We start from the raw sequence: 19050 nt of genomic DNA on the forward strand, positions 1-19050 counted from the left end.
AAAAACGAGGTGATCAGATGGTCAGCGCCTGACCGCCTGCCGCCTCAATCTTCTCTTTTGCCTGCGCAGAAAACGAGGCTGCCGTCACCTTCAGGACATGGGTGACCTGACCACCGCCGAGCACCTTCTCGACACCGATATCTGCGGCATCGAGGAGGATTGCACCCTCTTCGGTCTCGGCAATGCCGGCCTGGACCAGATACTCGGCGATCTGGTCGATCTCTCCGATGTCCAGCACCGGAACCTTCACCTTGCGGGCGCTGACAAAACCATTCTTGCCGTTGTGGATCTGACCAGCAAGGAGGAAGTGGGACCACCGGTGGTCGCGGTGACCCGCCCTGCCGCGGCCGCCCCGGTTGCCTGCACCGCGGCGGTTCTTATGGGTGCCGCCGCCGCAGGTCCGGGATCCGCGGTACTTGGAACGTGTGTTTGTGGGCATCAGTTTCACCTCATCCTGTAGAGGAGATCGTTGATCTCCTCACCATAGTTGCCGAGCGCACCTCCCTGCTGGACAGTGCGCTTGATCGTCCTGTATCCCTTTCTGGGGGGGTGGAGACGGAGGACCGGTTTGAGACCCGGAATGTCCTCGAACCTCGCCTCGCTCCGGCAGAGTGCGGAGGCAAACTCCTCAATGCCGGAGTACTGCGAATTTTCACGCACATACTCGTCGGTGAGCCGGATGTTCCCGGTCAGACGGCCGCGCGTGGCGAGGACCGTCGCCACGATCCGCTCGTCCACCTCACCATATGCAACATAGTCCTTGACCTTCCGGATCATGCCGAGATATGCCGGCGTGTCCGGGATCAGGACACAGTGGTTGATGTGGTGGAGGCGGAGCATCTTCAGCGTGTCCTTGATATCGCGGCGGGTATTCACAACCCCGCGAACCTGAACGACTGCGAACATATTATTCCGCTCCTCCGGTCCGGATCATGTTCGTCGCCTTCAGCGCATAGAAGGTCGCCTTGGCATAGTTGATCGTCGTCCGGGTGTTCCCGCTCGAGAACGCCCAGGCGTCCTTGACGCCTGCAAGATCCAGCACCTTCTTGCCGATCTCACCGGTCACAAGTCCGATACCCTGCGGTGCAGGCATCAGGGTGACACTGACCGAACCAGCCTTGCCCTTTACCCGCATCGGGATGGAATGCTCGGTATCGCACCCGCATTCCCAGCTCCCGCAGCCGCGGCGAACCTTGATGATGTTGGTCTTTGCATCCCCAATTGCCTTTCGGATCGCGTTTCCAACCTGTGCGTCCTTACCCTGCCCGAAACCGATGTATCCGTTCCGGTTTCCGACAATGACCACGGCCCTGAACTTCACACGGCGGCCTGAGTCGGTCATCCTCTGGACCATAGAGATATCAATCACTTCGTCCGTGAGGTCGGGGAGGAACGCATCAACGATCTGGGGCTCCCGGATCGGTTTTCCGCTCTGGAGCACCTCGTCGATGCTCGTGATCTCGCCGGCGGCAACCGCACGGCCAAGACCGGTCAGCGGAATCCAGGGTTCCTGTTCGAATGCCATGTCACTCCTGCTCCTTCATGATGGCCTGTGCCACTTTTTCAACATTCTCAACGAGATTTCCGGCCTTTTCAGGAGCATATTCAGCAATGACTGCCCCGCTGGTGCGCTCATCGTCGGGGAGGATCTCCTCACCGAACGGGATCTCGAGCCCGGCCTCAACAGCGCCCTTCAGGGCTGCAAAGACCCGTGCTCCCCTCTGCGCCCGAGCAAGCCCGATGTCAAGGACCGCCTCATCGTATCCAGCCTCAAGGGCCTTCGTCGCAAACAGCATTCCTGTCAGATAGGCCGCCGGTGTGCTCGAGGTCGAACCCTCATAGCCAAGCGCCTTCAGTTCGGCAGAATAGGCCGAAATCAGAGTCTCATCTCCCTGTTCGCCAGGTACAACGAGCTGACAGATTATCTGGCGGTTGGTCTTGCGGACGACCATCCGCGGCGTGCCGGAGAGCAGGAGCTTCATGCGCGCATAGTAATCGGTCCTGCCCTCTTTCCTCCTGCGGAACGGAACAAAATATCGTGCTCCGGTCGCCATATCACTCATTCCTCCCTTTCGTCATATCAACATGGGCCTTCATGTGGGCGCGGCTCCTGAACTGTCCACCTGCAGCACGCCGGTAGAGTTTCCGGTAGGTGCGGCGGTCAATGGAACCGTCCTCACGCATCTCGCGCAGCGAGGATCTAATCGCACGGATTCTGAGGATCCACTGCCGCTTGGAAGGCGTCCGGGCACCCGCCCGACCTTTCCTGCGACCATATCCCTTCTTGTGACCGTAGCTCCGCTTCTCGGTACGGATACGGGCACGGCCGCGGCTGTTGCCCTTGATCGGGGCGGCGCCGATCGCACCGTCGGCGACAAGTTCGCGGATCTCACTGCGCGAGATCGCGTTCTCGATGTCACTGAGACGCTCGGGATCGAAGCGGACGCGGTTGACACCGCACTTCATGACGGCGGCGGCAACGCGCTTCTGGGTGGCGAGGTCACTCATCGGACTCAGCCTCCTCCGCTTCGGTCTCCGGCGCCGCTGCCGGGGCAAGATCCTTTGCGTTCAGCACCTTGAGGCCCGCCTCAAGTGCCCGCTGCTGGATATCGGCGCGCTTTTTGTTTCCGACGCTTCCTCCGATGCGAACGGCCTGGACCGCCGCATCAAGCCCCTCGAGATCGGAGGGGGTGTAGACCAGTACCTCGAAGTAGCCGGACGGATGCATGCCGCGCACCGCCACAGGAGCATTGTAACCTCCCTGCGGGTGAGCGCCTTTCGCCTTGTACTGCCTGCGCTGTTTGCTGGTCAGACCGCGGGGGCGTCTCCAGGTATCCTTCAGCTTCTTCTTTGCGTGGAGGCACTGGCGCTGGAATTTGCACCCGGTCTTCGCTGACCGGACACGGATTAAACGGACTGTTTCGTCTGCCATCTGCATCACGCCTTCTCTACGATGTATATTCCGTCCTGGAAGACCCGCGTATCGCGCTTGCGAACCTTCGTCGCCCGCTCGATCTTTGCCGCCGTCGATCCGACCAGATCCTTGTCGATGCCGCTCACGGTCACCTCGTCGTTACCGACCTTGACCGTCACACCCGGCAGGATCGTGGCGCGCCTCGCCTGCTTCTCCCCGAGGAAATTATTGATCTCCAGCATGCCGGACTGCAGTTTGAGCTGGATCGGGAAGTGGGAGTAGACCACCTTCATCCTGTACTCAAAGCCCTTGGTGACGCCCTCAATCATGTTCGCGATATGCGAGGCATAGGTGCCGACCATGGCAACAACGCGCTTCCGCCCCAACTCGGTGGCGACAACGCACTCACCGTCCTCGACGGTGATGGTGATGCCGGGGTAGCGCATGTCGCGCTCGAGTCCTCCCTTCGGACCCTTCACCTTCAGGACCGTCCCTTCGAGGTTTGCCGTAATTCCGTCCGGGATGGCAACTCTTCTCTCAACAACCATTCCTCTCACCTCAGAAGACGAACCCCAGCAGTTCGCCACCGATACCGGCGCGGCGTGCCTGTTCGTGTGATATAACACCCCGTGAGGTCGAGAGGATCAGGATGCCGAAGCCCTTTGCCGGAAGGTATCTCGTTTCCCAGGTCTCCATCTCCTCAAGGGTGGTGGAGAACCGCGGGGTGATCGCACCGCACCGGTTGATCCGACCGGTCAGAGAGACCACGAATCGGCCTCCCCGTCCGTCCTCGACGTACTCGAATTCGCCGATATAGCCTGCTTCCTGCATGATCCCGAGCATGGAACCAAGCAGCTTGCTTGCGGGCTCAACGACCACTGAGGACTTGCCGCCATCGCTGGCATTCTTGATGGCGCTCATCGCATCTGCAATTGTATTCAGTCGTGCCATTGCTCCACCTCAGTTCATCTTTTTAAAGCCCATCTTCGGCGCCCACTCGCGGAAGCACTGCCGGCAGAACATGATATTGTACCTGCGGACAAGGCCCTGCTTCCGGCCACAGATCTGGCACTGGTTGGCACCGCGTCCGAATTTTTTCTTGATATCTTTGTCTGCCATCAGAGCACCTCCATGCCGTAGCTGTCCCTGACAAAGGAGATCGCCTCATCCTTGGTGACGCGCTGCTTCGTCGGGAGTTTCCGGGGAGCGATACGCCTGCGGGCGATCCTGACGCCCTTCTTCTCGAGCACGACATTGATGTCCATGCCATAGATGCCGATCTGCGGGTCGTAGGACTGGCCCGGGAAATCGGTGTGCTCTTCGATGCCGAAGGAGAAGTTCCCCTGTTGATCGAAGGCCCGGTCGGCAAGCCTCCGTTCGACGATATCGAAGGCGGTCTGCACAAATGCCTCGGCTTTCTTGCCCCTGAGCGTCACTTTCGCTCCAGTCGGGGCGCCTTTTCTGATACCGAAGGCCGGCTGGGTCTTCTTGGCAATCGAGCGCACCGGGCTCCCGCCGGTGATCTGCCGGAGGATGTCCTCACCCTTGACCAGCCTCTCACCGCTCTCGCCGACACCCATGTGGACAACAATCTTGTCGATGTGGACGTCCTGCATCGGGTTCGCCATCAGGCCTCAATCCCCCATTCTGCTACTGCCGGAGTATCCCGGCCAATCATGAACACATACCCCTCGATCGTCTCGAAGGTGGCGCCCTCGGCGTCCTCGAAGAAGACACGGTTCGGAACCGAGCCCGGAACAACCCTGATCTCGGTGATACGACCAACCTTGCCCGAGTGCTTGCCGCCGATGACCATCGCCATGTTGCCGACGGCAAACGGGAAGTGGTCGACAATTCTGAAACGCTCCTCTCCCTCGCCGAGGGTGAGGACGATCGAGTCCTTGGGCTTGTAGGTGTTGTCGGCAAGGATGTTGGCGCCGTACATCAGGTTCAGCTGGATCTTCCCGCCGCGCACATAGCGCTTGTCGCGGATCCTGCACAGACGGCTTTTTGCCGCCTCGGCGTCGATCTCGATCGTGGTAAGGCGTCCGACCTTGTCCAGAAGGATCCGGTAGTGTTTGTCGGTCCGCGGGATCGAGATGATATCAAAGATGCCGAGCCCGATCTTCGGGTTTGTTACCGGCCTGCCATTGACGATGATCTGCCGTGCGTTGAGGATCCGTTTTACCTCCTTCATGTTGCCGGCAAGCCCCATCTTGTCGCGGAGCCAGACGGCGATCGGCATGGCATGGGCACCGTGCGGACCGGGGCAGGTCTTTGTGATGAACTTCTCCTCTTTCTTGGCGATATGCCAGGAAACCGGAGCCGTCAGTCTCTTCAGGTGATGTGACATTTACTTCCTCTCCTCCAGCTTCTCCACACGGCGGGGGTCCTTGGTGTTCAATTTGGTGACCACCACGTTGGAGGCGTTCACCGGACGGGGCACATCGGTGCCGTCGGCCTTGGTGACCGATACGCCATGGACGATGAGCGTGCCCTTCTTGGAGTTCACGCCATCGACGACGCCCTCGGTGCCGTTGTGATCGCCGCGGAGCACCAGGACCGTATCACCGGTCACGACGCGTACGGTGCGGCGGCTGTATTCACTGCGCAGGTCCTCTGAGAGGGGCGCCGACAGGAACATGCTCCGCTGGTGTGTGGCTGCATTGTAGCGCGCTTTGCGCTGTTTTCTCGGCTGTTTGCTTGCGATTCGTACCATGAGCCACACCTCAGACGATGATTGTTGCGGTCGACCCGATCTTCGGGAACCGCTCTGCGACCTCACGGGCGACCGGACCCTTGATCTCGGTGCCCTTCGGTTCACCGCGCTCATCCACGATCACGACAGCGTTGTCGTCAAAGCCGACGCGAAGACCGTTTGGCCGGCGCATCTCCTTGCGCTGCCGGATCACGACCGCCTTGATCAGCTTCCGCCGCATGTCCGGGGTGCCTTTCTTGACCGATACGGTCGCCATGTCACCGATACCGAGCTTCGGCTGACGCCGCCGGACACCGTGATAACCGTCGACCGAGACGATCTCCACGACCCTGGCGCCCGTGTTGTCGGCACAGACCAGTCTGGTGCCGGTGTGGACCGCCCTCGGGATCCGGGAGAGCTTTGCCTTCATCTCAGACCACCTCCACGACGACGAAATTGGTCGTCTTGGACAGCGGGCGGCATTCGGCGATCTTCACCGTGTCCCCGACCTGGAGGTCGAGGCAGGGGGGAAGGTGCGCGTGGTACTTCGAGGAGCGCTTCTCGTAACGGTTGTATTTCCGCACGAAGTGAAGGTACTCCCGTCCGACGACCACCGTACCGTTCATACGGTTGCTCACGACCTTGCCGGTGATCACCTGGCCGTGCACCGGCAGGGTGCCGTGAAACGGACAATTCACGTCACTGCACTCCCTTTCGGGCAGTGGGACGTTTAACCCAATGTTTCTCGCCATTGTCTATCCTCTATCTATTATTTTTGCGCATGCTGATCCGCTTTTCAGGCTGTGCCACAAGGGCAGACCCGTCCACTTCGGCGCGAGCACCGTCGGGGAGGTGGAACAGAAAGGTTGTCCCCTTCTTTTCCACCCATTTCGGCCCCGTCGATGCGAGGATTACCAGCATATTGCGAGTCTCATCCAAAATCCGGCCAGAAATCCCACAATATGCAGGGTTCCGGGCCTTCACCACAGAGACGGGCAATCCTATCAGTTCGTGCCGGATCAGGGTCTGCGGTGTGATCATGCCTGGTCGCCGGACCTCCGTGCGTTCTGCTCGGTCTGGATGCGGGCGATGGTCCGCCGGACCTCACGGATGTGCCCGGGGTTTTCCGGGGCGCCGCCGGCGCTGACCTTTCCCCGCGCCTGCATCAGGTCGAGACGCATTTTGTCGAGCTGTTCGGAGAGTTCAACGTCCGAGAGCTGGCGGACCTCGTGTGCCCTGAAGATCGCCATCTACTGCTCCTCCGGCACGGCGGCCTCAGGGACCTCTTCCTCGAACTCCTCGAGTTCGGCGTCGACATCGTCACCGATATCCTCCGGTTCCTCGACGATCTCGGCAACGACCTTCTTGGGCTCGAGCACCTCGAACTTGTCCGGGAGTCTGGCGTCGCCCGGAATGATCCTGACCTGGACACCGATGGTGCCGAGTTTCTTGATCGCAACGGCATACCCGGTTTCGACGATCGTCTCGCTGGGTTCACCGGAGTGCTTGATATAGCCCTCGACAAACTTCTGGACCCTCGAACGGGCGCCGGTCAGCTTGCCGGAGAGGACAATCTCGCACCCGAGTGCGCCGGACTCCATGACGCGACGCATCGTGCTCTGACCGGCCTTTCTGAAGTACCAGCCGCGTTCAAGGGCGGTGGCAAGACGCTCGGCCATGATCTGGGCGTTCACGGACGGGTTGGCCACCTGCTGCACCTCGACCTGCGGGGAGTCGATGTTGAAGTTCGTCGCCAGGTCCTGGGTGAGCTGGCGGACGATCTTGCCGCCCTTACCGATCACAATACCGGGCTTCTCGGCAAAGATCGTGATCTGTGTCCCGAGAGGAGTGCGGACGATGTCCATGCCGCCGTATCCGGCGCGCTTCAGCTCACGGGTGAGGAATTCATCGACTCTGACCTTCGTTACTCCCTCGCTGACAAATTTGCGCTCAATCGCCATATTACTCCTCCTCCCTCAGGATCAGCTCGATGTTCACGGTCTCGCGCCGTTTCGGCGTCGCCCGTCCCATCGCACGCGGGAAGATGGCGCGCATGCACCGGCCGCGGTTGGCGGAGGCGTGCACGATGACAAGCTGCTCGGTGTCAAGCCCTGCATACTCGGCGTTCTTCTTTGCCTGGTTGATCAGGCGGATGAACTCGGCCGAGGCCTTGACCGGGTAGCGACCGGCGTCCCAGCCTTCGAGGCCGCGCTTGTGGGCGACGTCCCTGTTGAAGTGCTTGAAGGGGATCGCCTTCTTCTTCGCCACCACATCCTCAAGGTATGCAAGGGCGACATCGGCGTTCTTGCCCCTGATGAAGTGGGCAATCTCAATGGAGTGTTTCGGGGAGACATGCAACTCGTTCGCCTTAGCGCGGGCGAGGTTGTCCCCCTCGATCTGCAGTGAATATCCGGTTCGTGCCATTGCCATCACTTCAGGGGTACATACTTGGAGGACCTGGTCGCACCGATACCGGCCGTTCCGTGGGAAACTCTCCTTCTGGTCAGGGCGAACTCCCCCAGATAGTGGAAGACCGACTCCGGCTGCAGCTCGACTGCAACAAAGTCCTTTCCGTTGTGGATCTGGATCGTCTTTCCAATCATCTCGGGCATGATGACCATGTCCCTCAGGTGGGTCCTGATGCTGTCATCCCCGCCCCGCACCTGTGCGAGGAGCTTTTCGTGCTCTCTCGTCAGTCCGCGGGTAAACTTGCGGCGCGCCCGTGAGGGCATGAGGGGCACGAGTTCGCTCGTCCCCATCTGCTGGAGCTCCTCGATCTTGTAGCCCCGGTAGGTGAACTCCTCACGCCGTCTGGGTAGCCGCCTCTGCATTTTCTTTGCCATTCAATCCCCTCACTTCTTTAATTTGCCTGTTCTGCGGGCAGCAATGCTTCCGACCTTACGACCCGGCGAGGTGCCGCGTGCAACGGTCTTGGGTCTGCCGGTGTGCTGGTGACCGCCACCACCGAACGGATGGTCGATGACGTTCATCTTCAGACCCGACGATCTGGGCCACTTCTGCGCCTGCGACTTCATCTTATGATATTTGTTGCCTGCCTTGACGAAGGGCTTCTCGCCGCGTCCGCCGCCGGCAACGATGCCGATGGTCGCCATGCACATATCGTTGAACCACTTCTGCTTGCCGCTGGGCATCGAGATGGCCACGCGGCCGGCATTCTTGCCGACGAGCATTGCCTGGACACCGCTTGAACGAACGAACTTGCCGCCGTCATTCGGTTTTGACTCGATGTTGCAGACATAGGCACCGATCGGGATGTCGCGGAGGGGCAGGGTGTTGCCGTTCTGGACCTTTGCCCCGGCGCCCCAGGCGACCTCATCGCCAACGCCCATGCCCTCGGTCACGAGCATGTAGATCTTCTTTCCGTCCGCAATCTCCACCCGGGCAATCGGGGCGTGGCGTGCAGGATCGTGCTCGATATCGATGATCTTGCCATTCACACCCTCGTTGTTCCTGCAGGCGTGTTTCAGTTCGGCCTTGTAGCGGTGGGATGGTGCCCGGTAGGTCGGGCCGCCCCGTCCACGGTTCTGGCTGATAATTCTATGTCCCATCTCCACCACCTTACATTACGCCGAGTCTGCTGAGGATCTCTTCAGCAGCCCTGTCATTCTCAAAGCTGACGATTGCCTTCTTCTGGCCCTTCATCGTCATCATGGTCTGCACCGAGGCGACCTTCTGGTCGAAGGCCCGCTCGATATCGCGCCTGATATCGTCCTTGGAGGCTGACTTGTCGACGAGAACCTGGATCTTGTTCTCGTTCTCGAGCATCATCATCGCCTTTTCTGTTACATACGGATGCCTGAGCACCATCATCATCACTCCATCCTCTTCAGTGCGCTCTCAGACCAGACGGTCAGGCGACCGGCATGGGTGCCCGGCGCCAGCAGTTCTGCATCGAGGTCATAAATGCTGACAGCGTCGACACCGGCAAGGTTGCGGGCGGCACGGAGCGGTTCGTCGCCGGTGACGATCAGAACGCTCTTGCGCTGCTTGTAGCGGCGACCGCGCATCTTGCCGCGGCCGGCCCGGACCTTCTTGCTCGCCTTGGAACGCTCAACGTCGGCATACAGCCCGAGTGCCCCGAGTGCGGCGATCACGTCAGCGGTCTTCGTGAGGTTCTCGAAGCCCTCGTCGACAACGACCGGCACCTCGCCCTCGAAGCGGTGGCCGCGGAGGGTCACGAGTTCGGGGACGGCGGTGGCGGCGATTGCCGAACGCAGGGCCGCCCACCGTTCCTGCTTGTTGATCTTCTTCTCGAGCACCTTGGCAGTGACCGGCGGGTGCGCCGCACGACCGCCCTTTGCCTGCGGGACCTTTGCGGCGCGCGAACCATTCTTCAGGCGCGGCACATGGGAGGCACCACGGCCCGAGCCCCAGCCGACAGCCGAACTCCTGATGCCCGCATACGGATGGGTGCCGTGGGGCTGGAGTCTCGTGCTCTGGATTGCGAGAACGGCCTTCTTGATCAGGTCAGGCCGATAAAGTTCATCGAAGACAGCCGGAAGGTCGATTTCACGCATAACCGAGCCGTCGATTGATCTGACATTTGCTTTCATCCCTGATCACCCCTGCTTGCTCTCAAGGCTGACGAAGTTCACGGCCGGCGCCCGGACCGCATGTTCACCCTGGCGGATGGCCGGGCGGATGCGGACAATGCGCTTGACCGGACCCGGTATCGAGCCCTTGATCATGATGTATGGATTCCTGACCACACCATAGTGGAGGAAACCGCCTTCTGGCACGATTTCAGCGCCGTCGGTACCGACACGGAGAATCCGCTTATTGAATTCCGTCCGCTGCTGGTAACCCATCTGGCCTATCTGTGGGACCTGCCACCTGACATGGTGGGGGTTCCACGGCCCGAGGTTCCCGATATGACGCTTCTTGCCGCCGCGGGAGTGTTTTCTCTTCCGGACCATGATACCCCAGCGCTTGACCGGACCCTGGGTGCCCTTGCCCTTGGTGATGGCGGTTACATCGATGTACTGCCCCTCAGAAACGAGGGAGAGCGGGTCGAATTCCTGGCCCAGAAGAGCGAGAGCGTGCTCGAGACGCTCCTCAATCGATCCTCCACCGATCCTGGTCTCCATCAGCTCGGGCACCTTCTTCGGGACACCGGTGGTGGCCGCGGGCATGGTGTAGACGAGGGCGAAGATGTCGGTGACGCGATCCTCGGCCACACCCTCGCGGATTGCGGCAAGGGTGGCGTCGCGGTCGTGCTCCTTTGGAAGGGTGACCCGACCGGCGAGGAGGGGGTCGAGGTTCTCGGCCCAGACCTCGGTCATCGGGTGGCGTCCATAGGTGTCTGAGGCATAGGCGCGCACAGCAGCGACACGGAGGGCAGGCACCTCGACGATGGTGACCGGCACCATGATCTCGCGCCCCTCGGTCGGGCTGCTCTTGTGGTCGTCGACCATGATGACGTGCGTCATCCCCACCTTATATCCTGCAATACCCTGCAGCACGGGCTCGCCGTTGTGTACAGGCCAGGACTGGTACTTCGGCACCTGGCTCTTTGCCCGTTTTCTCGGGCTGTACGCGAGGGAACCCCTGCGCGGTCTGTGTATATTCGGCATGTTCCAATCAATCCTCTGCGTTTGGTCTTCTCCGAGAATCCCTGGTTCCCGCTACAGGATTTTAGCAAACACATGCGAAACCATTGACCAACCCACTCCACGCACCCACAGGGGGCGGGGACGATCGGGCCCGCTCTCCGCACAGCAAATACGTCTGCTGCGGTGGTGTCGGGAGCGATGTACCGTGGGTCGGTCTCCAGATATGGAGAACATTCCGGCGTGCACCGGAATACCATGTCTCGCGAAGAGATCCTGACCATCTGCATGCCGGCGGTATCACCGGCCGGGCTCGTCTGCACTGACGGAGGCCCATGCATGGATCAGATCCAGCGTCTGTCAGCTCCTTTGGACTGGGTACAGTCCTTCTCGGTTGTGCCCCCCGAGGGGGCAGCCGGGGCATCGCAGTCCGCCCCGCATGGGGGTCGGACATGATCATCCGCACAAACGGTTACAGAATGGCCATTTTACCACCATATGGCCATTATACTGTGTCCGGCTGAGCAGGATGCCATCGTCTCCGGTTCTTTAATAATTCTACAAAAATGAATATAAACCTTCTCATCTGCTGGCGTCGCCAGACCTCACCCGAAGAAGAGGTCACCCTCTTTATTGATGTAGACCTCGACATTCTCCCGGACATAGCGAGCCCTGAAGCGTTCGGGGTTTGAGTCATGGATCCGGTTGATCAGTTCGATGGTGTTGTACTTCACCTTGATCCCCATCTTTTCGGCCTCGCGGAAGATATCGGACGCCGCATCAATGAGATCGGTCCCGGCCGCGATGGTGCAGAGGTGCTCTGAATCAAGAGTGTAGAGGAACTCCAGCGTCTCCCGCGCCCGTTCGATATTTTCATATGCCGCCTTCTCGATGGTGCAGACATTCGCCTTGGACGTCTTGATGATGTCCGCCACCTGCTGCTGGGTGAGCCCCATTTTCCGGTATCTGAGGACCTCCTTCTGCCGGTCGGTGAGAAGCCCCTGTTTCATACCATTGTAATTTAACCTGATGGCACTTAAACACTATTATTTAACACCCCCTGACCCCGGGCCCGCTTTCACAATCTTTATATGAGATTTCGCCGATAGTATCTCTGTTCTCAAATTTGAGAGGTGTATAGATGGTAGTTAAAGTAGGAATTGCCAAACTGGGCAACATTGCCAGCGGTGTCATGGCAGAGCTGCTCCTTGACGAGCGTGCGGACCGTGAAGACATGCAGACCTTCATGGCCACCTCAGGCACCAAGCTTCAGCCCGAAGACATCGACCGTGTCGTCACCAACATGAAGGCATGGGGACCTGACTTCTGCATTGTTGTTTCCCCGAACGGTGTCCTCCCCGGACCGAAGGGCGCACGCGAGGCCCTGGCCGAGGCAGGCATCCCGTGCGTCGTCATCACCGACGACATCACCACCAAGAAGGACGACTTCGCCGCCCTCAAGGAGAGCGCCTTTGGCTACATCATCATGAAGGCCGACTCCATGATCGGTGCCCGCCGTGAGTTCCTCGACCCCATCGAGATGGCGGACTACAACGGCAACCTCGTCAAGGTCCTCGCCCTGACCGGCGCCTTCCGCAAGCTCCAGCTCGAGCTTGACAAGGTGGTCGACCAGGTCAAGGAAGGCAAGAAGGGCGCCGACCTCGTGCTCCCGAAGGTCGTCATGACCTCCGACAAGGCCGTCGACGGTGAGTTCACCAACCCGTACGCACTGGCCAAGGCCCGCGCCGCCTACGAGGTCGCCTCGGCGGTTGCCGGCGTCAACGTCAAGGGCTGCTTCATGACGAAGGAGTGGGAGAAGTACATCCCGATCGTCACCTCGGCCCACGAGATGATGCGCCAGGCTGCTGTGCTCTGTGACGAGGCCCGCGAGATCGAGAAGGCCGGCGACGGCGTGATCCGCATGCCCCACAAGAAGGATGGCGTCATCGTCTCCAAGACGGCGCTCATCTCCAAGCCCGAGTAAAAATACCCTGTTTCCTTTTTTTAACGTAATTTTCGGCCATCAGCCCGGGGCAGGAGCCTTTGCGGATCCATGCAATCTCGGCACCGGTCAGGCAGGCGCGATGATGGGAAACGTGAGAGGATAGACGCCCCTGCGGGGCCCGTCCCGCCGCTCAGACGGTGTGATCGCGGAAGGCCCTTCCAAGGTCCTCGGGCAGGGTGAGCACCACGGGTTCAAGGTGCAGGCGCTCCATGAATGCAGAGTCATTGCGCGACTCCGGGTTCGGGTTCATCCTGGCGATGATGGAGCAGAAGGCACCAAAACCATTCTCATCCCCCTGCCGGTCAAAATGGATCGCCATGTTAAACGCATACACCCCCAGGGCATGATAAAACTCGGTCACCCGGACGATGCCTCGCGAGAGTGCCGGAATATGGGGGACCGCCCCCTCCAGGGACGCTGCCGGCAGGTATCCCCGCACCTCGTATTCGCCGATCGGAACCGGACTGGCGGCCCAGAGGATCGCGCCGTCCTCGAAGAGCAGGCGGTCTGATGCGGCTTCGGCATCGACATGGTCGTCTCTGAAGGTGCGCCCGCTCTGGCTGAGATACCGCCGACTGCCGTCGATATAGCGCCCTGTAAGCCATGTCGGTTCCGGACCGGCAATCCCCTGCAGGTGGGGGTGGACCATGCTCGCCCCTGCAGAGGGAAGGAGGTTCCAGTTGATCGAGGGATAGCCGCCGGCAGGAATGAGGGAACGGACCTGCCCGGTCAGGGCGTCCCTGATCTCGCCTGCAGTGAAGGTGGTGGTCGAGTGCTCGGGCGTGATCACCGTCACCGTATGGCAGGGGGCGAAGGGATAGAGGTTGGGGAAGGTGAGGCTTTTGCCGCACCGGATTCTCGTGCCGTCCGGGAAGGTGGGGGTCTCTCTCTCGATTCGCCCCGGACAGAACGGGCAGGTTTCGTCCGTCGCCGGCGGATGATATTCGCTGCTGATATTGCGCCTGATCCGCTCGGGAGAGATCCGGCACCTGATGCCGGTCAGGTGTTCCCGCCGGATCTGGAGTCTGCCGTCCACATAGTGCTCGACCGAAAACATGCCTTCAAATTCACCATGGGACGGACAGGGGTATAAAGACACCCGAAAGGGGGAGGAGGATCTCCCTCCCAAAAAATGATGAGGACCGTCCGGCCCTCTTCAGACGACGTATTTGCCGAGCAGACGGATCGAGTTGGTCATGTCCGGGCCGAGCGGGGACCCGAAGATGATCTGGGTGACACCGGCTGCCATGAGGTCCTCGCACTTCTGCTTGACCATGTCCGGGGTACCGGCGATGGTGAAGGCGTCGATCTCGGCATCGCCGACGAGGCCACCAACGGCCTTGAAGTCAAAGCGCCCGAGGGCTTCCTTGATCTTGGCGACGTTACCCAGGTCGAGGCCGTGGCGCTCCAGCAGCGGGGGCGGGGAGCCGGCGGCGATGAAGGCGGCGACGATCTTGGCGGCGTTGCGGGCCTTCTTCTCGCTCTGGTCGATGGACATGGCGGTGTAGGCACCGACATCGTGGCTCTTCCTGCCTGCGGCCTCCTGAGCCTTCTTGATGATGGGGATGGCGATCTCGAAGTCCTTCGGGTTGGAGGCGTTGATCAGGGAGCCCTCACCCTCAATACCGGCGAGCTCGAGCATCTTGGGGCCCTGAGCGCCGATGTAGACGGGGATGCCCTTCTTGCCGGGGAGCTGGACGCCGGTGAGCTTTGCACCGTCGTAGTCGAAGAACTCCATCTCGCCGGTCTTCTTGATCTCTTCACCTGCACAGAGGCGGCGGATCTGGGTGACACCCTCCTTCAGGCGGGCCACGGGCTTTCCGCCGGCGATGGCAAGCTTCGGAAGGGTCGAGAGGTCGCCGGGTCCGATGCCGAGCACGGCGCGGCCGTCGGAGATCTCGTTCAGGGTGCACATGAAGGACGCAATCGCCGCAGGAGTGTCGGTGAAGGTGTTCATGATACCCGGACCCATCTTGATCGAGTCGGTGTTGGCTGCGATCATGGCCAGGGTCGGGTAGCAGTGACGGTTGTTATAGTGGTTGGTAATCCACGCGTAGTCGATATCCTTGGACTCCGCCAGTTTGACGTAGTTGACAACCTGCTTTACGCTGATGTTGCCCGGGACAAATTCAATTCCATAACTCAAGGCATTTCACCTCAGAGAGAGTAGTTATCGCACAAAGATAAAAGTATTATGTTTTGCCCCGGAAAACCACGTATTAACCGTCATATCTCGAATAGGAGCGCCATAAAGGGTCGGGCATGGGCGGGAGCCCCGGGAGGCGGGAAAGAGGCGCACCGGTGGCGGCAGAAGTATTTATGATCCCCCGCAGACATACCCACAATGGACAGAAGACCCGGAAGGCAAATATGATGCCGCACCGGGCAGGATGATGATACATGCGGGTTCTGGCAATCGGACTTGGGGGTGCAGGCAGCAGGATAGTGGACCGACTCTATGACCACGACCGCCGGAGCAAGATCCTCTGTATGAACGCCCTCACCATCGATCTCGATTCGAACTCCCTCATCCAGCTTGAACGCCTCCCCGAAGAGTCGAAGGTGTTTTTTCCGCCGATCGATCCGGCACATCCCTTCGACGTAAAGACCACTATCGATATCGAGGAGGTGATGACCCGCATCCAGAAGGTCGATACGGTGGAGATCGATGCGATCATGATCTGTGCCGGACTCGGCGGGACGATGGTCAATGCCGTACCCTTCATCGTACCCGAACTGCGGAAGTCCTTCATCGAACCGATCTTCGCCGTCGTCACCCTGCCCTGCAACGGTGAAGGCAAACGGCGGGCGGCAAAGGCTGCAGATGATTTCGAAATGGTCGAGGCCCTGGTCGATTCGACGATCGTCTTTGACAACGACACCTGGTACCGGAAACTCCGCCTCAAGGAAACCTCAGGACCGGTGCGTGAAAAGGGCGGCAGACGGGACCCGGGCCTGACCTATTCCAGCAATCCAAAGAAAGTCAACACTGTCCTGAATGAACATATAGCTCGCCGTATCGGGCTGCTTCTCCGGGCAGGAGAGTTCAGTGACAACGGGCTTGAAGTGGGCGAACTGGTGCTGGACGCCGGGGAGGTACTCAACACCCTCAACGGCATGGGCACCGTGGCCGTAGGATATGCAGTCGAACGCCTCCCTTCCGGGACCTTCGATTTCCTGACCAAATGGAACTCGGCACGCCGCTTCATGGAGGGATCGCAGACCCGTGCGGCACGGATCGTTTCTCTTGCCAAAAAGGCGGTGTATGAGGAGATATCGGTGCCGTGCGACTTGACCAGCGCCCAGAAGGCACTGGTTCTCATCGCCGGCCCGAGTTACGAACTCTCGATCAAGGGGTTTGTTACGGTCAGAAAATGGATCGACCGGAGCATTGCCGGACTCGAGGTGAGGTCAGGGGACTATCCGGTAAAGAGCACGAACTATGTCGGGATTATCATCGTGCTCTCAGGAGTGGAGAATATCCCGCGTATCGAGGAGCTGAAGATCCTGCGTGAGCAGTATCTCCTTGAGTGCGAGGACAGGGAAGATGCCGGCGATGTCGAGGGGGAGGATGTGACCGCCGGAGACCATCCATCCTACGATCCATTGGCGCCGCCCGAACCGGAAGACGAGGGCGAACACGACGAGATGATCTCGATCGAAGGCGCAAAACAACAGGGAACAGAGAAAAATGAAGGGAGCGGCGTGATGCGCCTCCACCTCTCAAGCGACAGCCTGAAACGGCGGGTTGAAGAGGGAGACGCCATCATTGTTCCGGGCGTCAAATCGGAGGCCCCCCGGGACATCACCCGGAAGACCTCTATCGGCGGCCCGCAGGCCCCGAAGGACGCCTCACTCGGCACCGGCAGTTCATGGGGCATGATGAAAAAGCCGAAGGAGGCAGACTTCACCCACATCAAGGTGGACAACCTCCCGGAAACCAGGGACGATCTCCTCTCTGATCGGGCCATAAGCATGAAATCAACGGTGAAAAAAGCGAAGGACGACATATTCACCGGGGAGAGCGTCCGGATGCGTGACGGCAGCGTGGCACCGGCAGACGACGTGCTTGTGGGCCCCAGTCGGATCGCCCCGAAACAGCAGCCAAAAGAGGTCGAACCCGGAAAGAGGAAGATATCCGTCTCCGAAGGCGACACCAAAAAGAAAAAGGGCGATTCAGAGCATATCGACTGGATTACCTAGAGAGGATGCGCGAGAACGGAATGTTCCCGGCCCCGATCTCCGTCCGGATCGGGCATCCAATCTCTACGGCATGACCGATCAGGTTCATGCCGGAGAATGAGACGATCGAGAGACGGTAGGGTTCACGGGACAGGTTGAAGACCCGCTCTCCGGCCTGAAGGGGGAAGATGAAGCCCTCCTCTCGCATGGCGGCAGCGATCTCCTCCACACTTTTTCGTGCCGGCAGCGGCACCTGCCTGACATTTGCAAGCACTGTTCCGGTGCCGGTTGTGACGTAGTCATGGATCGAGGTGAGACCGGCCGAGATGAAGAGCTGGAGAGGGTCGATGCTCGAACCGCGGTAGGCGACAAGGTCGGCAAACGAGGGTGTTTCTTCCCCTTTGATCGTGATCCTGCCACCATATTTCATCTCGACGGGGATGCCCTGCCTCTGGAGGACGCCATCCATGGTGACCGAGCAGACGGTGATGAATCCGACGTGCCCGGCCGGGATCCGGGGGTCGTCATCGATGATCCGGTAGCGGGAAAAAAAACTGCACCCTGCTTCAATCACCTGATCAAACGCCCGGATCACAACATCTTCTGCCTCATATGGGACATATGAGAGGTTGTAGGCCACATCCCCGGTGCCGCTCTCCGGATTGAAGGTGGTCCTGACCGCCAGGCGTTCCAGCTTCGAGATGATGAACCCGATCCGCTCCCCGACAAGGGCGCTCTCGATCTCGGCAATCCCACTCTGGGTGAGGACGCGCCCGCGGTTGCCCACCTTCCGGGTGAAGCCCATATCATCGAGGGAGCGGAGATAGTACTGGACGGCGCGATCGGAGAGGACAAAACCATGCTCGGCCATCAGTTCGGAGAGGCGTTTCGCACCCATCGGTTCGGGATATTCCTTCAGGATCCGCAGGATCTCGACGAGCTTTCGTTCGGTCTTGACACCGCTCATCGGACACCCACCGCCCCGTCGCTGTCCTGGTAGCGCCCCTCATAGAGGGGAGCGCCGTCGGCGACCTCATGAAGGATCATCTGGACCACCCGGTCGCCCTGCCTGAGATGGACGGCCTCGCCGCCCATATTGACCAGACAGAGGGTGAGGTTCCCGCGGAAACCGGGATCGACGAAACCCCCGCCGATCAGCACACCCCTGCGGCCAAAACTGGAGCGGCAAAGAAGGGTCGCCGCCAGGTCCACAGGGATTTCGACTCGTTCAAGGCTTGATACGAGTGTGCATGCCGCAGGCTGAAGAACGGCGTCATGTCCGGCCCGCAGATCGTAGGAAGCAGGTTGAAGGGAGGTGTCGGCGAAGGGTTCGATGACGAGTCGCCCTCTCGCTTCGGGATCGTGGTGACGACGAGACAGGATCTGGGCGGAAGAGAGGATCATATCAATATCTGGTGGTATCGGAAAATGCTTAATAACTTGTGATATGATATATACCACAGTACAATTCATCCATTCCTTCCGTTTATGGTGGTGTGGCCGGTATTCTGGCCGCAATCCGATGCCGGGGATCCATGGGGTAGAGGATATCCTTCCGGGCTTCGAACCCGGGGACGCGGGTTCGATTCCCGCTGGGTCCGTTCACATTTTCCGGGAAAAATTTGGTGGTGCGGATGGTGATTGGACCATTCCAGCATTTCTGTCCTCTGATCCGCTCTTG

The 19050-nt window shown here is 60.0% G+C and carries 30 protein-coding genes and 1 tRNA gene; 3 read left to right on the forward strand and 28 right to left on the reverse strand.

What is annotated here, in order from left to right; translation table 11 throughout:
- Positions 1-13: 13 nt before the first annotated feature.
- The 24 genes from CUJ86_RS00425 to CUJ86_RS00540 form a co-directional block, all read right to left on the reverse strand.
- Positions 14-439: an uL15 family ribosomal protein gene (locus CUJ86_RS00425; protein ID WP_130645596.1), complete on the reverse strand. Its 426-nt coding sequence runs from the start codon at positions 437-439 to the stop codon at positions 14-16.
- Between the two features lie 5 nt (positions 440-444).
- Positions 445-906: a 50S ribosomal protein L30 gene (locus CUJ86_RS00430; RefSeq protein WP_130645597.1), complete on the reverse strand. Its 462-nt coding sequence runs from the start codon at positions 904-906 to the stop codon at positions 445-447.
- Position 907: 1 nt separating this feature from the next.
- Positions 908-1525 (reverse strand): 30S ribosomal protein S5, encoded by a 618-nt coding sequence (locus CUJ86_RS00435; RefSeq protein ID WP_130645598.1) that lies wholly within the window; start codon positions 1523-1525, stop codon positions 908-910.
- Position 1526: 1 nt separating this feature from the next.
- Positions 1527-2054, reverse strand: a complete 528-nt coding sequence (locus CUJ86_RS00440; protein ID WP_130645599.1) for a 50S ribosomal protein L18 — start codon at positions 2052-2054, stop codon at positions 1527-1529.
- A 1-nt stretch (position 2055) separates the two neighbouring features.
- On the reverse strand, positions 2056-2508 hold the full coding sequence (locus CUJ86_RS00445; protein ID WP_130645600.1) for a 50S ribosomal protein L19e: 453 nt from the start codon (positions 2506-2508) through the stop codon (positions 2056-2058).
- Complete coding sequence (locus CUJ86_RS00450; RefSeq protein ID WP_130645601.1) at positions 2501-2932, reverse strand: 50S ribosomal protein L32e; 432 nt, start codon at positions 2930-2932, stop codon at positions 2501-2503. Before CUJ86_RS00450 ends, CUJ86_RS00445 begins: the two co-directional genes overlap by 8 nt.
- Before the next feature lie 5 nt (positions 2933-2937).
- Positions 2938-3462, reverse strand: coding sequence for a 50S ribosomal protein L6 (locus CUJ86_RS00455; RefSeq protein WP_130645602.1), 525 nt, complete (start codon positions 3460-3462; stop codon positions 2938-2940).
- 10 nt (positions 3463-3472) lie between these two features.
- Positions 3473-3865: a 30S ribosomal protein S8 gene (locus tag CUJ86_RS00460; protein ID WP_130645603.1), complete on the reverse strand. Its 393-nt coding sequence runs from the start codon at positions 3863-3865 to the stop codon at positions 3473-3475.
- 9 nt (positions 3866-3874) lie between these two features.
- A complete protein-coding gene (locus CUJ86_RS00465; protein ID WP_130645604.1) occupies positions 3875-4033 on the reverse strand; it encodes a 30S ribosomal protein S14 in 159 nt (52 codons plus the stop codon).
- Positions 4033-4542 carry a 50S ribosomal protein L5 gene (locus tag CUJ86_RS00470; RefSeq protein ID WP_130645605.1) on the reverse strand — a complete coding sequence of 170 codons (510 nt, stop codon included), beginning with the start codon at positions 4540-4542 and terminating at the stop codon, positions 4033-4035. The genes CUJ86_RS00465 and CUJ86_RS00470 overlap by 1 nt, the downstream gene beginning before the upstream one ends.
- A complete protein-coding gene (locus tag CUJ86_RS00475) occupies positions 4542-5267 on the reverse strand; it encodes a 30S ribosomal protein S4e (protein WP_130645606.1) in 726 nt (241 codons plus the stop codon). The genes CUJ86_RS00470 and CUJ86_RS00475 overlap by 1 nt, the downstream gene beginning before the upstream one ends.
- Positions 5268-5633, reverse strand: coding sequence for a 50S ribosomal protein L24 (rplX, locus tag CUJ86_RS00480; RefSeq protein ID WP_130645607.1), 366 nt, complete (start codon positions 5631-5633; stop codon positions 5268-5270).
- Positions 5634-5643: 10 nt separating this feature from the next.
- The gene (locus CUJ86_RS00485; RefSeq protein WP_130645608.1) at positions 5644-6042 is read right to left on the reverse strand and encodes a 50S ribosomal protein L14; all 399 of its coding nucleotides are present in this window, start codon (positions 6040-6042) and stop codon (positions 5644-5646) included.
- Between the two features lies 1 nt (position 6043).
- Positions 6044-6364, reverse strand: coding sequence for a 30S ribosomal protein S17 (locus tag CUJ86_RS00490; RefSeq protein WP_130645609.1), 321 nt, complete (start codon positions 6362-6364; stop codon positions 6044-6046).
- Positions 6365-6374: 10 nt separating this feature from the next.
- Positions 6375-6653, reverse strand: coding sequence for a ribonuclease P protein component 1 (locus CUJ86_RS00495; RefSeq protein WP_130645610.1), 279 nt, complete (start codon positions 6651-6653; stop codon positions 6375-6377).
- Positions 6650-6862 (reverse strand): 50S ribosomal protein L29, encoded by a 213-nt coding sequence (gene rpmC / locus CUJ86_RS00500; RefSeq protein WP_130645611.1) that lies wholly within the window; start codon positions 6860-6862, stop codon positions 6650-6652. The genes CUJ86_RS00495 and rpmC overlap by 4 nt, the downstream gene beginning before the upstream one ends.
- Positions 6863-7573, reverse strand: coding sequence for a 30S ribosomal protein S3 (locus tag CUJ86_RS00505; RefSeq protein ID WP_130645612.1), 711 nt, complete (start codon positions 7571-7573; stop codon positions 6863-6865).
- Between the two features lies 1 nt (position 7574).
- Positions 7575-8036, reverse strand: coding sequence for a 50S ribosomal protein L22 (locus CUJ86_RS00510; RefSeq protein ID WP_165394709.1), 462 nt, complete (start codon positions 8034-8036; stop codon positions 7575-7577).
- A gap of 5 nt (positions 8037-8041) precedes the next feature.
- Positions 8042-8455, reverse strand: coding sequence for a 30S ribosomal protein S19 (locus CUJ86_RS00515; protein WP_130645614.1), 414 nt, complete (start codon positions 8453-8455; stop codon positions 8042-8044).
- Between the two features lie 9 nt (positions 8456-8464).
- A complete protein-coding gene (locus tag CUJ86_RS00520; RefSeq protein ID WP_130645615.1) occupies positions 8465-9181 on the reverse strand; it encodes a 50S ribosomal protein L2 in 717 nt (238 codons plus the stop codon).
- A gap of 10 nt (positions 9182-9191) precedes the next feature.
- The gene (locus CUJ86_RS00525; protein WP_130646193.1) at positions 9192-9440 is read right to left on the reverse strand and encodes a 50S ribosomal protein L23; all 249 of its coding nucleotides are present in this window, start codon (positions 9438-9440) and stop codon (positions 9192-9194) included.
- A 5-nt stretch (positions 9441-9445) separates the two neighbouring features.
- The gene (gene rpl4p / locus CUJ86_RS00530; protein WP_130645616.1) at positions 9446-10186 is read right to left on the reverse strand and encodes a 50S ribosomal protein L4; all 741 of its coding nucleotides are present in this window, start codon (positions 10184-10186) and stop codon (positions 9446-9448) included.
- Between the two features lie 6 nt (positions 10187-10192).
- Positions 10193-11206, reverse strand: coding sequence for a 50S ribosomal protein L3 (locus CUJ86_RS00535; protein WP_130645617.1), 1014 nt, complete (start codon positions 11204-11206; stop codon positions 10193-10195).
- A 581-nt stretch (positions 11207-11787) separates the two neighbouring features.
- Complete coding sequence (locus tag CUJ86_RS00540) at positions 11788-12192, reverse strand: Tfx family DNA-binding protein (protein ID WP_130645618.1); 405 nt, start codon at positions 12190-12192, stop codon at positions 11788-11790.
- A 131-nt stretch (positions 12193-12323) separates the two neighbouring features.
- Here CUJ86_RS00540 and CUJ86_RS00545 point away from each other — a divergent pair, with 131 nt between their 5' ends.
- Positions 12324-13166, forward strand: a complete 843-nt coding sequence (locus CUJ86_RS00545; RefSeq protein WP_130645619.1) for a F420-dependent methylenetetrahydromethanopterin dehydrogenase — start codon at positions 12324-12326, stop codon at positions 13164-13166.
- A 151-nt stretch (positions 13167-13317) separates the two neighbouring features.
- Here the strand turns inward: CUJ86_RS00545 and CUJ86_RS00550 are convergent, their stop codons facing one another.
- The gene (locus tag CUJ86_RS00550) at positions 13318-14244 is read right to left on the reverse strand and encodes a galactose-1-phosphate uridylyltransferase (RefSeq protein WP_130645620.1); all 927 of its coding nucleotides are present in this window, start codon (positions 14242-14244) and stop codon (positions 13318-13320) included.
- A 99-nt stretch (positions 14245-14343) separates the two neighbouring features.
- Entirely contained in the window at positions 14344-15333 is a 990-nt protein-coding gene (locus CUJ86_RS00555) for a 5,10-methylenetetrahydromethanopterin reductase (protein ID WP_130645621.1), read from the reverse strand.
- Between the two features lie 254 nt (positions 15334-15587).
- On the opposite strand from CUJ86_RS00555, the gene CUJ86_RS00560 reads away from it, so the two are divergent.
- Complete coding sequence (locus CUJ86_RS00560; protein ID WP_130645622.1) at positions 15588-17390, forward strand: tubulin/FtsZ family protein; 1803 nt, start codon at positions 15588-15590, stop codon at positions 17388-17390.
- Here CUJ86_RS00560 and CUJ86_RS00565 read toward each other — a convergent pair.
- Together CUJ86_RS00565 and CUJ86_RS00570 are read right to left on the reverse strand one after the other, a co-directional pair.
- Entirely contained in the window at positions 17383-18336 is a 954-nt protein-coding gene (locus CUJ86_RS00565; RefSeq protein WP_130645623.1) for a DUF128 domain-containing protein, read from the reverse strand. The genes CUJ86_RS00560 and CUJ86_RS00565 overlap by 8 nt on opposite strands.
- On the reverse strand, positions 18333-18773 hold the full coding sequence (locus tag CUJ86_RS00570) for a dCTP deaminase (protein ID WP_130645624.1): 441 nt from the start codon (positions 18771-18773) through the stop codon (positions 18333-18335). Before CUJ86_RS00570 ends, CUJ86_RS00565 begins: the two co-directional genes overlap by 4 nt.
- A 125-nt stretch (positions 18774-18898) precedes the next feature.
- Between CUJ86_RS00570 and CUJ86_RS00575 the strand changes: the two genes are divergently transcribed.
- Positions 18899-18970, forward strand: a tRNA-Arg gene (locus CUJ86_RS00575).
- Positions 18971-19050 lie beyond the last annotated feature (80 nt).

Source organism: Methanofollis fontis (assembly GCF_004297185.1).
Classification (GTDB): Archaea; Halobacteriota; Methanomicrobia; order Methanomicrobiales; family Methanofollaceae; genus Methanofollis; species Methanofollis fontis.